Here is a 13146-nt window from a genome sequence, read left to right as displayed (position 1 = left end):
TCGAGGTGCTGGCACAGATCTCGACCTGGCAAGAGGCTCGTCGCACGTGCTCGGGGCCATGATTCGCGTGGGGCTTCGGCGCCGGCGGGCTGCACGACCGAGTTGAGAATCAGAGGAAAGGGAGGGTTGGACACCGTTGGATCGCCCGCTACCGGATTGCAGTCTTGCCCGGGGGCGGACACCGCAGTTTCCATCGAACGAGAGGTGGTCTTCGGTCACGCTTATGCGATCCTCGCGCCCGGTGCCGCCAGTGGCGGTGGGTGCGGACACGACAAGCCGACGTTCTGTCGGTAGATGGTGTTTTGACTCGTAAACCCTGGGCCCCGGCGCGGAAGCGCCGGGGCCCTCGTCATGGAGAGCGTATGGCCCCACCCGACGACATGTTCGGCGACGAAGACTATCCCGCCTACACCATGGGACGAGCCGCCGAGATCACCGGCGCCTCGCCCGACTTCCTGCGCCGGCTCGGCGAGGCCAAGCTGATCACTCCCACCCGGTCGGCCGGCGGCCACCGCCGCTACTCCCGCTACCAGTTGCGCCTCGCCGTGCGGGCCCGGGAGATGGTCGAGCAGGGCACCGCGCTGGAAGCCGCCTGCCGGATCATCATCCTCGAAGACCAGCTCCACGAGGCCCTCGAGCTGAACGAGCGCTACAAGCGTCAGCAGGAGACCGGCGCCTGACCGGCCCTGCTCCCGGTCAACTGGCCCGGGCGTCGAGGTCGGCGAACGACACCTCGGCCGTCGAGGCGCCGCCGGTGCTGGTGACGCCGAGCTGGATGCGGCCCGAGGTGAGGTCGGGGTCGGTGACGGCGCCCTGCACCGCGTCCGCGCCGTCGACGGTGACGGCGGCGTGCTGGCCGGCGATCTCGATCGCGAGCTGGTGCGGGGACCCCGGCTGCAACGCGGTCGACGACGACTTGCCGATCGAGGTCAGGACGGCGCCGTCCAGCTCCTCCAGCTCGATCTGGTCGGCGCACGCCGTCAGCTGGTAGCCGCGGTCGCCGTGGTAACGGAACCAGACCATCGCGCAGGCGTCGGCGTTGGCGAGCTCCACCCGTACTGCGATGGACTGGTTTCCGGAGAACGAGTCGGCGGGACCCTCGCATTGGTACGTCGACCGGCCCTTGACCTGGGCCCACAGGCGATCGTCGCGGAACGTGCAGCTGCCGGACGCCGCGCTGCTCTGCTTGAACCGGCCGGGGGCGCTCAGCGGGTCGAAGAAGGACGGCGGGCGCAGGCTCGGCGCCGCCGACGTCACCGTCGCGACCTCGGTGTGCGGCTGGGGCGCTTCGGCCTTCGGCGCGTCCCCCCTGGTCCGGGCGTAGGCGACGGTCGCCCCGGCCAGCGACGCCAGCATCAGGGCGCCCACCGCGTAGGTCAGCCGCCGGGTGGTCACCCTCGTCGGCGAGGGCACCGTCCGCCGCGAGGCCGCCCGGCCCTCCGCAGCCCGCCGTGGCGAGGTCCGCCGGGGCGACGGCGAATCGGCAGCGGCGGCCGCCCGCCGGCGGCGGCCCGGCGCGGGCGCGGGCGCGGCCGGTGGACCGGTGAGCGTCGGCGGCTTCGGTCCCTCCGCGATCATCTGCTCGAGCAGCTCGCGCGCGTCGAAGCGGCTGTCGGCCCGCCGCGACCGCCGGCCGCCCGGCGCGGGGCCGGCCGGTGCCGCCCCGGCCGGCGACGAGCCGTTGCGCGATGCCCTCGTGTGCGGCGGGGTGGTGGCGTGCGGGACGTTCACGGCCAGCAACTGCTGCAGCAGCTCGTTGGCGGCCGGCCGGTCGTTGGGGTCCTTGGCGAACGCGCGACTGACCAGGTCGACCAGCGACTCCGGCACCCCGCGCAGCTCGGGCGCCCTGGTCAGGATCTGGGCGGCGGTCGCCACCGGGGTGTCGCCGACGAACGGGTTGCGCCCGGTGCCGGCGAAGACGATCACGCCGCCCCAGGCGAAGATGTCGGCCGCCGGGGTGACCGGGCCGACGTCGGGATCGAGCCGCTCGGGCGCCATGTAGTCGACCGTGCCGACCCAGCGGCCGGGACGCGTGTACTTGGTGGTCGCCTCGAGCGCCCGGGCGATGCCGAAGTCGATCACCTTGGGCAGGCCGAGCGACAGCAGGACGTTGCTCGGCTTCAGGTCACGGTGGATGATGCCGGCGCCGTGGATCGCGGTCAGGGCCGCCGCCACGCCGACCGCCACGCTGTGCAGGTCGCCGGGGGACATCGGGCCGCGCTCCTCGACCACGTCCTGCAGGCTCGGCCCCTCCACGTACTCCACGACCAGGTAGGGCGTGTCGTTGTCGGGGTCGGCGTCGAGCACCGCGGCGGTGCAGAAGGACGGAACCTGCCGGGCCCGCTGCACCTCGCTGCGGAACCGGGCCCGGAACTCGTCGTTGCGGGCGTGCTCGGGCCTGATGACCTTGACCGCGACGGGACCGCCCGCCGGGTCGCGGCCGAGGAACACGGTGCCCATCCCGCCCTCGCCGAGTCGCGAGAGCAGGCGGTACTCACCGAGCCGCCGGGGGTCGCCGGGCCGCAGCGGGCTAGTCGTCATGAGACGTGCTCCCACCCCGGTCGACGGCCGATGTTGTTGGCATACCCATCCCGTACGCGAAGGAAGTTCACGCAAGGTGACGACTTCCGATCTGGACGGTCCCCGATCTTACGACCGAATGTCACGCGTACGAGCACGTGGGCGCCATTATTTTGAACACTCTTCTTGTTACTGGTGGGTTTTGGCACATTGTCGGCTGTCAATACGCAGCGTGAGCCGTGGAGGTCTGGTGGGGTATGCGGCAATTGACGCTATGGCCGGCCGTCACGCTCCGCGCCGGAGCGGGCCGGCGGGTGAGCGCGATGCTCGTCCGCCGGCGTCGCCTTCATCAACCCGCGGTCACGTTCAGCGTGAAGGTGGCCGAGGTGCCGATCGGGTCGCTGCTGATCGTGATCGCGGTGATGGTGATCGTCGCCGAGCCGACCGGGGTCGACGACGAGGTCCGCAGGAACAGGATCGAGCTGCCGATGAGTGCCGGCTTGGCCGGGGCGAACAGCGCGGTCACGCCGCCGGGCAGGCCGGTCGCGCTCAGCGTCACCCGCTTGTTCTCGATCTTCGGGCCGGCGTTGAAGGTGATCACGGTCGAGGCCAGGCCGCCGGCCGCCACGGCGGCCGAGCTCTTGCTGAGGTTCATCGTGTATTCGGTCGCCGGGGCCGCGACCGCGGCCGCCGGTGCGGCGAGGACCAGGGCCAGCGCCGCGCCGGTGGCGCCGCCGAGCGTGCGGTACATGCGGTGTCCTTCCGTTGCCGGGCGGCCGCGTGGGAGCGGGCCGCCGTCCGTCACCGGACGATGGCATCGGACACTGGAACGGCGCTGACGTGGCGCTGAAACCGGACCCTCAGCTCGGGGCGAGCCGACCCTCAGCTCGGGGGCGAGCCGAACCTCAGCTCGGGAGCGCCGCCTCGATCGCGGCGACCACCGACGGGTCCTCGGGCTCGGTGCGGGGGCCGAAGCGCACGACCTTGCCGTCCGGGGCGACCAGGAACTTCTCGAAGTTCCAGCGGATGTCGCCGGTGTAGCCCTCGCCGTCGGGCACGGTGACCAGCTCGGCGTACAGGGGATGCCGGTTGTCGCCGTTGACCTCGATCTTCTCGGTCAGCGGGAAGGTGACGCCGTAGGTGGCGGAGCAGAACTCGGCGATCTCGTCGGCGGTGCCCGGCTCCTGGCCGCCGAACTGGTTGCACGGCACGCCGAGGACCGTGAAGCCGCGGCCGGCGTAGCGCTCCTGCAGCCGCTCGAGGCCGTTGTACTGCGGCGTGAGGCCGCACTTGGACGCCACGTTCACCACGAGGGTGGCGACACCGGGCCGGGGGCCGAGCTGGGTGGAGGGGTCGGTCCCGCCGGGGATCGTCACGTCGAAGATGGTCATGAAGATCAGGATAGTTCGGCGTCGCGGTCAGTGCGTGTAGGGCTCGAGGCAGCCGAACTCGGCGCCGGCGCCGGTGACCTCGACCAGGAGCCGCTCCGGGCGCACGTCGCCGATGACGCAGCCGGCCTCGGGGAAGCGGACCGCGAAGACCGCGCCCGGCGGCGTGCGCATCTCGGTGACCTCGACGTCGTCCGGGCGCAGGCCGAGGCCGAGCAGGGCCTGCCGGGTGGAGGCGGGGGCGTAGTCGCCGGCCGCACGCAGCGCCGCGAGCTTCGGCCGGATGCGCGCGGCGAGGGCGTCGCCGGTCTGCTTCTCGTCGTAGTTGAGCTCGTGCCGCTGCTTCCAGCCGTTGTTCTCGGCCTCGTGCGGCGCGCCGTCCCGGGGCGGGGCGGCCTGGGCCGAGAAGGTGGGCGACGGCGAGGCACTGCCGGACGGCAATGGCGCCGAGTCGCCGTCGCGCGCGCCGGGCTGGGCGCATCCCAGGGCCACCAACCCGAGCGCGGCCGCCGTCGCCCACCGGCCGGCCCGCCTTCTCCCCGTCACAGCCTCGGATCGTACGGCCCGGTGTCAGGCCTCCGGGTCGAGCCGATAGCCGGCGCCCCGGACCGTGCGGATCGTGTCGCGCCCGAAGGGGCGGTCGACCTTGTCCCGCAGGTACCGGACGTAGACGTCGACGACGTTCGACCCGCCGTCGTAGGCGAAGTCCCACACGTGCTCGATGAGATGCGTACGGCTCAGGGTCTCGCCGTTGCGGCGCATCAGCTCGTGCAGCAGCGCGAACTCCTTGGCCGACAGGCTGATCGCGGTGTCACCCCGGCGCACCCGCCGCTCGGCCGGGTCGAGGAGGAGGTCGCCCACCCGCAGCACCGCCGGCCGCTGTCCCGGCTCCCGCCGGATCAGCGCGCGCACCCGGGCCAGCAGCTCGTCGAACGCGAACGGCTTGGTCAGGTAGTCGTCGGCGCCGGCGTCGAGACCGCGGATCTTGTCGGTCGTGCCGTCCCGCGCGGTCAGCATCAGCACCGGGACCCAGCGCTCGGCGGCGCGGATGCGGCGGCACACCTCGAACCCGTCCGGCGGCGGGATCATCGCGTCCAGGACCACCACGTCGTAGTCGGTCTCGGTGATGGTCCACACCGCCTCGGCCCCGTCGGCGGCGCTGTCCACGGCGTAGCCGGCCCGGCGCAGCCCCCGCCGGAGCATCGCCGACATCGCCGGATCGTCCTCCACGACCAGCACCCTCATGCCGCCAGGATCCCTCACCGACGTCGTGCCGGGTAGGCGGCGATGTCGGCGTACGCCGCGAGCCGGGCCACGTCGTCGTGCAGGCGCCGCATCTCGGCCCGCAGGTCCTCGGCCACGGCGGCCGACCGCCGGCTCTCGTCGAGGTGGTGCAGGGCCAGTTCGCGGGCGATCCGCTCGGCCCGGCGGGCGGTGACCAGCAGGACGGACACCCCGACGGCGGCGACGGCGGCGAGGGCGGCCGCCGGCCATGCCGATCCGCCGGGGTGCCCGGCCGCCACCGCGGCCACCGCGACCAGGACGCCGATCGTGAGGGTGATCAGGCAGCCCCGCTCGCCCGCCGTCGGCCGGCTCCCGGCGCGTACGCCGGGGTGCCGGTTCCAGCCGCCGGGGCGAGGGTTGGCCGAGGTCATGCGCCCATCGTGGAACCGGCCGCATGAGAGGATCGTGAAAACGTCGGAGGTGGCGCGGTGCGGCTCGGCCCGGCCTCGATTCGGACCCGGCTGGCCCTGTTCTTCGGGGTCGGCACCTCGATCGTGCTGCTGCTGTCGCTCGGCCTGCTCTACGTGGCGCTGCACCGGCAGCTGAACAGCGCGGTCGACGCCGATCTGACCGCGCGCGGCGACGACCTGCTCGGCAGCGTGCGGGCGGGCGATCTCAGCGGGATCGCCGGCGATCCGATGGCCCAGCTGTACGCCCCGGACGGCACCCTGCTCGCGACCGCCTCCTCGATCGCCGGGCACGTCCTGCTCACGCCGGCTCAGGTCCGTGCGGTGCGGGGCACGAAGGCGACGAGCATGACGCTTCCGCTGGGTGCGGGCGGGGCTCCCCGGCGCGTACGCCTGATGGCGCGCCCGGTCGACGGGACCGGCGAGGTGCTGGCCGTCGCGCTGCCGTCCGGCAACATCGAGCGCGCCGGCAACCGGCAGCTGGTGGTGCTGCTCGTCGCCGCCCCGGTGCTGGTCGCCGCGCTGGCCACGCTGTGCTGGCTGCTGCTGCGCGCGGCGCTGCGCCCGGTCGACGCGCTGACCCGGCAGGCGGCCGCGATCTCCACCCTCGACTCGGGCCGGGAGCTGCCACTGGTCGCCGGGGACGACGAGATCGCCCGGTTGTCGGCCACCCTCCGCGGCATGCTGGCCCGGCTCGCGGTGGCCTTCGCCCGCGAGCGCGCCTTCGTCGACGACGCCAGCCACGAGCTGCGCACCCCGATCGCGGTGTTGCGCGGGGAGATCGACCTCGCGCTAGCGGCGGCCGACAACCCCGAGGAGGTACGCCAGTCGCTGCTGGCCGCCCGGGGCCAGGTGGCTCGGCTCGGCCGCCTGGCCGAGGACCTGCTGCTGCTGGCCCGCGAGCGGGACGGCTCGCTGGTGGTGCGCCGGGAGCCGGTGGACCTGACCGACCTCGCCCGGGCCGAGGCCGGCGCGCTGACCGGGGTCACCGGGCTGGCGATCGAGGTGCGGGGCGACCCGGTGATCGTCGAGGCCGACGCCGACCGGGTGCGCCAGGTGCTGAGCAACCTGGCCGCCAACAGCGCGGCGGCCGGCGCCCGGTCGGCCCGGGTGACGGTGACGCTCGAGCCGCCGGAAGCGTGCGTCGCGTGGGCCGACGACGGGCCGGGGTTCGCGCCGGAGCTGCTGGGGGCGGCGTTCGAGCGGTTCGTGCGCGGTGACCCGTCGCGCACGCCGAGCACCGGGGCCGGGCTCGGCCTGTCGATCGTCCGGGCGGTGGCGACTGCTCACGGTGGCACCGCTGAGTTGCGCAACGGGCCGCCGCTGGGCGGGGCCGTGGTCACCGTCCGGCTTCCGGCCGGATAGCCCCCGGTCCGCTGCTCAACGCCGCGCGTTGGCGAGCGGCACGCGCTCGGTGCGGCGATCGCATTTTTTGCGCGCGGGTCGGCCCTGCTCTGGCCCCGCCCTGCTCTGGCCCCGCCCAGCTCAGACCCCGCCCAGCTCAGACCCCGTCCGGCTCTGGCCCCGCCCTACTCTGACCCCACCCTCGACTGGGTGGGGTCAGAGTAGGGCCCGGGTATGACACTTTCCGCGGAGTGTCCACAGCGGTGCGTGCCACCGCTCAGTGGGGCGGCCGGCGGGGGCTTCCGGCGAGGAGGGCGGTCGACGGGCCGGACGGCGTCGCCTGCTGGGCCGGGGCCGCCTGCTCGGCCGGGGCCGCCTGCTCGGCCGGGACCGCCTGCTCGGCCGGGGCCCAGACGACGGGACGGCCCAGCGTGGTCGACAACCAGTCGAAGGCGGGGGCCTCCATGGCGTGCCAGGTCTGCGCGTTGTGGCCGCCGCCGCGGATGTAGGACGTGGTGACCGACAGCGGCGGCCGCCCGGCGCGGGCCAGGGCGAGAGCGTCGCGCATCGCGCCGCGGTCGGTGGTGGCGCAGGAGAGGTACAGCGAGACGGCCGGGATCGGCAGGTGGGCGAGGCGCCACAGATCGTCGTACGTCGTGTGCTCGCTGTTGTTGCCGACCCGGATGCCCGGCGTGGCGTAGCCGGACAGCCCGGCGCCGGCGGCGTACTCGCGGGGGTGGCGCAGCGCGAGGTCGATCGCGCAGTACCCGCCGGCCGAGTAGCCGATCAGCCCCCAGCCCGCGGCGTCGGTGCGCACCGACAGCCGGGCCCGGATCGCGGCGGGCACGTCGACGGTTAGGAACGTCTCCGACTGCGGGCCGCCGACCAGGTTGGTGCACTCGGTGTCGAGCATCGGCTGCGGCGTCTGGTACGGGAAGATCACGACGGTCGGCGCCATCCGGCCGGCGGCGATCTCGCGGTCGAGGACGGTGGCGACCCCGAAGCCCTTCAGCCACTGAACCGGCGAGCTCGGGTATCCGTGCAGCGCCTCGATGACCGGGTAGCGGGTGCCCGGCGAGCGGCCGTACCCGGCGGGAAGGTAGGCGTAGACCGGCAACGTCAGGCCGCTGGCCCGGCCGGTGACGGTGAAGCGCACGACCTGGCCGGTGCTGCCGCCGGTGCTCGCGGGCGTGGCGGGCGTGGCCGTGTCGGCGGTCGAGCCGAAGAGACTGGCCCAGGTCGGATAGCTGTCTACCTGCCGGTTGAGCCAGACGAGGGTGGTCGCGGTCAGCGTGAGCAGGCAGCCGGCCACGGCCACCGGGCGCAGCCACACCCGCATGACGCCCCAGCCGGCGCTCAGCACGACCGCGGCGGCGACGGTCGCGGCCAGGGCGAGCAGCTCGAGGCCGAGGCTATCGGGCGACATGGCGGCGTACCCAGCGGAGGGCGCGGTTATCGGGGGACATGGCGGCCTTCTCGGGGGAGGGCGGGGGCGCTCGGCGAGGGTGAGCGGGTCGGATGCCGGTAGACCGGGAGCGAGGCGGCGGCCGGAGTCGAGGCGGCCAGCGGGGGAGGCGTCTGCCGGCAGGCCCAGGTGAGCGCCGCGGTCAGGGCGGCCTCCACCGAGGGCGCGGCGGTGGTGGCGGCGGTGAGAACGGTCCGGACGACCGTGACGTCGATGCCGGCCGGCAGGACCGCCGCGACCGGATGGCCGAGCCCGGCGGCGCCCCTGGCCTTGGCGGCCGGCTTCGCCAAGGGTTTCGGCGCGGGCTTCGACAAGGGCTTCGACAAGGGTTTCGGCGGGGGCTTCGACAAGGGTTTCGGCGGAGGCGTGGACAAGGGTTTCCGCGGAGGCGTGGACAACGGCGTCGACAGGGGCTTCGCGAGGGGCTTCGACGGGGGCTTCGCGAAGAGTTTCGACACCGGCTGGACGAGGGCGAGCGCCGGATAGTAAGCGGGGGCGGCGGCCACCGTGCGGTCGGCCAGCACGGCGTCGGTGGCCGGGGCGATCAGCGCCCAGCGGCGGGTGGTGACCCGCAGGTCGCGGGCCAGCGCGGCGGGCAGGGCGGCGGTCAGCGGCGGGGTGCCGGTGGCCGCGGTGGTCCGGACGAAGACCATGACGGCCGGGCCGGCCGCGCTGACGGCGCTGCGGGCGGCCGCCGTCTCGGCCGGCGCGGTCCAGCCGGTGCGGCCGTCGTCGAGGATCAGCAGCGCCGGGTAGCGCCAGGCGGGGTGGGCCAGGTAGCCGGCCGGCACGGCCACCAGCGGCGCCCCGGCCAGGTGCCAGCCCGTCCAGCCGGCCGGCTGCCAGGCGAAGGCGTAGCCCTGGCCGGCGGCCGTCCGGGCGCGCAGCCAGCCGTCGAGGTGGCCGGGGCGCACCGCGTACGTCGTCCCGGCCGGGCGGCCGGAGTGCAGCAGGGCCGCCCAGTTCGGGTAGAAGCCCTGCGACCGGTTGACCACCAGCCCGACCGAGAGCACCAGCAGCACCTCGCCGAGCAGCACTCCCGCCGTCCGCAGCAGAAACCCGGCCCGGAACCAGGCCACGACCGTCCCGGCGAGGACGGCGATCGTGGCCAGGATCGAGCAGGCGATCAGCGGCGAACCGGTCAGGGACATCTCGGCTCCGGCGGCGGGGTGCCGGGCACGGTCGACCGGCAGCTTCGCCAGCACCATGCGTCACGGAAAATGACAGGCGGATGAGAGGAACCGGTTTCCCAACGCATTCACAGGGCACGCAGGGAAGGCTCAGGAAACGCCGCTACAACTGGGGTGACAGGGGGGCGGCACATGATCAGAAGAGGGCGCCGGGCGCCGATCTGGACGCGCTGGTGCATCAGCCTCGGAGCACTGCTGATGCTCGCCAGCGGCGGCATCCTGGTGACCGAGCGCGTCCTCATCACGACCGCGACCGGCGCGATCAAGCAGCAGAACCTGCTGGGCACGGCGGCCGGTGGCGGCCAGCGGCACGCCGACGTCAAGGGCGCCAAGAACATCCTGCTGATCGGCCTCGACACGCGACCGAGCTGGGCCGGCACCGATCAGCTGAGCCGGTCCGACTCGATCATCCTGCTGCACATCCCGGCCGATCACTCCTCGGCGTACCTGATCTCGCTGCCCCGCGACAGCTACGTCGCCATACCGGCCTACGACAACGGCAAGGTGCCCTATCGCGGGGGGCACGACAAGATCAATGCGGCTTTCGCGTACGGGAGCCGGGGTCTCAGTGGTGCGGCGGCCGAGTCGCACGGGTCCGAGCTGCTCGCGCTGACGATCAAGCAGCTGACCGGCATCACGCCCGACGCCGCCGCGATCATCGACTTCTCCGGCTTCACCCGGGTGCTGCAGATCATGGGCTCGGTGTGCATGTACGTCGACGAGACCGTCACCTCGATCCACGTGGGCCACGATCGGAACGGCAACCAGGCGGTGCCGTACAAGACCAACAGCGCCGGCCAGAACCCGCGCCCGGTCCCGGGCGTCACCCCGAACGTGTATCGCAAGGGCAACCACTGCTTCACCCCGACCGAGGCGCTCGACTACGCGCGCCAGCGTGACCTGCTGGCCGACGGCGACGGCGACTACGGCCGGCAGCGTCACCAGCAGCAGCTGCTCAAGGCGATCTTCACCGGCGCGGTGCACCAGGGCCTCACCTCGCCGGCCAAGCTGCCCACGCTGCTGAGCGCGATCGGCAAGACCATGACCGTCGACGACGGCGGCACCTCGCTGGCCGACTGGGCGTTCGCGATGCGCGGCATCACCCCGTCCCGGCTGGTCACCCTCAAGACCAACGACGGCCGGTTCGACAGCCGGACGATACCGGGCGTGGGCAGCGCCGAGATCCTCAGCCCGACCAGCATGCAGATGATCCGGGCCGCCCGGGACGACACGCTGGCCGCGTTCGTCCAGGCTCACCCGTCATGGCAGTCACAGAGCTGACGCAGGACTCAACCGGCGCGGCCGGCTGCCGATATGGCCGACATGCCGGTGACGCCTCTCGACGAGCACGGAGCGGACTTCTGGGCCCGCCAGATCCGCGTCGGCGCGCTCATCGCGTTGCTGATCACCGGGCTCGGCGCCGCCGAGGTCGCCCTGACCTGGGCGGGCGACGCCCGCTGGTGGGCCGTGCCGCTCGCCGTGGCGGGGCTGGCGCAGGGCCTGGTCGCGGCGCTGCCCTGGCGCCGCTGGGTCCGCCGCCCGCAGGTCCGCGCCGCCCTGGTCCTCTGGTGGGTGCTGGAGATTCCGGCGCTGGCCGCGCTGGCCTACCGGGACGCCGACGGCGCCGCGTTCTACCTGCCCTGCGCCCTACTGATCGTCATTCTCGCCACCGCATTGTTCCGCGCCGCGGTCGTGACCGGGCTCGGGCTGGTCTCGCTGGCCGGCTACGCCGTCGTGCTGCACGGCCACCCCGGCACCAGCGTGGTGCTGATCGTCGGCATGGTGTCGGTCATGGTGTGCGCGGTGCTGATCAGCGGTGTCATCGCGCGCAACCGGCGCCGGCTCGACGAGCGGCGCCGGTCGGCCGAGCGGCGCACCGAGGCGCTGCTGCAGAACTCGCCCGAGGTGATCATCGTGCTCGGGCGCGACGGCGACGTCCGCTACGTCACCCCGTCGGTGCGGACCGTGCTCGGCCACGAGCCGGCGGCGGTCACCGGTGAGCTGCTGGGCTCGCTCGTGCACCCGGACGACCTGCCCGGGCAGCGCGGCTGGATGACGGCGCTGTGCTCGTCGGCGGCCGGCACGACGTCGCAGACCGAGACCCGGCTGCGCCGCGCCGACGGGTCGTGGTCGGTTCTCGAGGCCATCGGCACCAACTGCCTGGACGACCCCGACCTCGAGGCGATCGTGGTCAGCGTCCGCGACATTAGCGCCCGCAAGGCGCTGGAGGAGCAGCTCACCCGGCAGGCGTTCAGCGACCCGCTGACCGGCCTGTCGAACCGGGCGCTGTTCCGCGACCGGCTGCAGCACGCCACCGGGCGGCGCGACGCGCACGTCACCGTGCTTCTGATCGACCTCGACAACTTCAAGGACGTCAACGACAACCTCGGCCACAGCGCCGGCGACGAGCTGCTGACCACCCTCGCCGCGCGGCTGCGCGAGGGCGTGCGGCCCGGCGACACCCTGGCCCGGCTCGGCGGCGACGAGTTCGCCCTGCTGATCGACGACCTCGACGACCGGGACCCGGCGGCGGTGGCCGAGCGGCTGCTGCACGAGCTGCGCCAGCCGATGTCGCTGGCCGGCCGGGACATCCGCTGCACGGCCAGCGTCGGCGTGGCCGGCGGCCGCCAGCTCACCGGCGAGGAGCTGCTGCGCAACGCCGACCTGGCGATGTACGCGGCGAAACGGCAGGGCCGCAACGCGTACGCGCTGTTCGACCCGGAGATGTACGCCAGCGTGGTCACCGAGGCCCAGCTCCGCCAGGAGCTGGAGGCCGCCCTCGCCCAGGAGCAGTTCGTCGTCCACTACCAGCCGGTGGTGGACCTGCCCACCCAGCGGATCACCGGCGTGGAGGCGCTGGTCCGCTGGCGCCACCCCGAGCGCGGGCTGCTCGCGCCCCAGCACTTCATCCACACCGCCGAGGAGAGCGGCCTGATCGTGCCGCTCGGGCGCTGGGTGCTGCGGCAGGCGTGCGAGCAGCTGGCGCGCTGGCAGCGGGAGGCGCCCGAGGCCCCGGACCTGAAGATGAGCGTCAACCTCTCGGCCCGCCAGTTCCAGCACGAGGGCCTGGTCGCGGACGTGCGGGCGGCCATCGCCGACGCCGGGGTCGACGCCGCCCGGATCACCCTCGAGATCACCGAGTCGATGCTGCTGCAGGACATCGACAGCGCGGCCGAGACGCTGCACGCGCTGCGCCGGATCGGCGTCCGCCTGGCGATCGACGACTTCGGCACCGGTTACTCGTCGCTGAACTACCTCAAGCGGCTGCCGGTCGACATTCTCAAGATCGACCGGGCCTTCGTCACCGAGGTGGCCACCGACGCGGAGGACAAGGCGCTCGTCGACGCCGTGGTCAACCTCGGGCAGGCGCTGCGGCTGGAGACGGTGGCCGAGGGCATCGAGACCGACGACCAGTGGGAGATGCTGCGCCGGCTGGGCTGCGACTTCGGCCAGGGATATCTCTTCGGCCGGCCGGTCGAGGCGGAGTCGATCGACGCCCTCTTGCGCGCCCCGGTCACCGAAGCGGCCTGAAACGCGTCCCCTCCCAC

Annotated in this window: 12 protein-coding genes; 4 read left to right on the top strand and 8 right to left on the bottom strand. The window is 73.5% G+C overall.

Translation table 11 applies throughout. The annotated features are described in order from the left end of the window. The first annotated feature begins 362 nt into the window (after positions 1–362). Positions 363–680, top strand: coding sequence for a MerR family transcriptional regulator (locus ACQP2F_RS31775; protein ID WP_433293911.1), 318 nt, complete (start codon positions 363–365; stop codon positions 678–680). A gap of 16 nt (positions 681–696) precedes the next feature. Here the strand turns inward: ACQP2F_RS31775 and ACQP2F_RS31770 are convergent, their stop codons facing one another. The 6 genes from ACQP2F_RS31770 to ACQP2F_RS31745 form a co-directional block, all read right to left on the bottom strand. Next, positions 697–2541, bottom strand: coding sequence for a serine/threonine-protein kinase (locus tag ACQP2F_RS31770; protein ID WP_433293908.1), 1845 nt, complete (start codon positions 2539–2541; stop codon positions 697–699). A gap of 328 nt (positions 2542–2869) precedes the next feature. Continuing rightward, the gene (locus tag ACQP2F_RS31765) at positions 2870–3271 is read right to left on the bottom strand and encodes a hypothetical protein (RefSeq protein ID WP_433293906.1); all 402 of its coding nucleotides are present in this window, start codon (positions 3269–3271) and stop codon (positions 2870–2872) included. A gap of 154 nt (positions 3272–3425) precedes the next feature. Beyond that, entirely contained in the window at positions 3426–3911 is a 486-nt protein-coding gene (locus ACQP2F_RS31760) for a glutathione peroxidase (protein WP_433293904.1), read from the bottom strand. A gap of 27 nt (positions 3912–3938) precedes the next feature. Next, a complete protein-coding gene (locus tag ACQP2F_RS31755) occupies positions 3939–4454 on the bottom strand; it encodes a hypothetical protein (RefSeq protein ID WP_433293902.1) in 516 nt (171 codons plus the stop codon). Positions 4455–4478: 24 nt separating this feature from the next. Further along, a complete protein-coding gene (locus ACQP2F_RS31750) occupies positions 4479–5153 on the bottom strand; it encodes a response regulator transcription factor (RefSeq protein WP_433293900.1) in 675 nt (224 codons plus the stop codon). 14 nt (positions 5154–5167) lie between these two features. After that, a complete protein-coding gene (locus tag ACQP2F_RS31745) occupies positions 5168–5563 on the bottom strand; it encodes a hypothetical protein (protein WP_433293898.1) in 396 nt (131 codons plus the stop codon). A 57-nt stretch (positions 5564–5620) separates the two neighbouring features. Between ACQP2F_RS31745 and ACQP2F_RS31740 the strand changes: the two genes are divergently transcribed. Beyond that, a complete protein-coding gene (locus ACQP2F_RS31740; protein ID WP_433293896.1) occupies positions 5621–6964 on the top strand; it encodes an ATP-binding protein in 1344 nt (447 codons plus the stop codon). A 256-nt stretch (positions 6965–7220) separates the two neighbouring features. On the opposite strand, the gene ACQP2F_RS31735 is transcribed toward ACQP2F_RS31740, so the two are convergent. Both ACQP2F_RS31735 and ACQP2F_RS31730 read right to left on the bottom strand, forming a co-directional pair. Beyond that, a complete protein-coding gene (locus ACQP2F_RS31735) occupies positions 7221–8369 on the bottom strand; it encodes an alpha/beta hydrolase (RefSeq protein WP_433293894.1) in 1149 nt (382 codons plus the stop codon). 26 nt (positions 8370–8395) lie between these two features. Further along, positions 8396–9616, bottom strand: a complete 1221-nt coding sequence (locus tag ACQP2F_RS31730) for a hypothetical protein (RefSeq protein WP_433293891.1) — start codon at positions 9614–9616, stop codon at positions 8396–8398. Positions 9617–9730: 114 nt separating this feature from the next. Here ACQP2F_RS31730 and ACQP2F_RS31725 point away from each other — a divergent pair, with 114 nt between their 5' ends. Then, entirely contained in the window at positions 9731–10879 is a 1149-nt protein-coding gene (locus ACQP2F_RS31725) for an LCP family protein (RefSeq protein WP_433293889.1), read from the top strand. Between the two features lie 42 nt (positions 10880–10921). Further along, the gene (locus ACQP2F_RS31720; RefSeq protein ID WP_433293887.1) at positions 10922–13129 is read left to right on the top strand and encodes a putative bifunctional diguanylate cyclase/phosphodiesterase; all 2208 of its coding nucleotides are present in this window, start codon (positions 10922–10924) and stop codon (positions 13127–13129) included. Positions 13130–13146 lie beyond the last annotated feature (17 nt).

Source organism: Actinoplanes sp. CA-030573, assembly GCF_050951115.1.
Lineage (GTDB): Bacteria > Actinomycetota > Actinomycetes > Mycobacteriales > Micromonosporaceae > Actinoplanes.
This window is presented reverse-complemented; position numbering and strand designations above follow the sequence as displayed.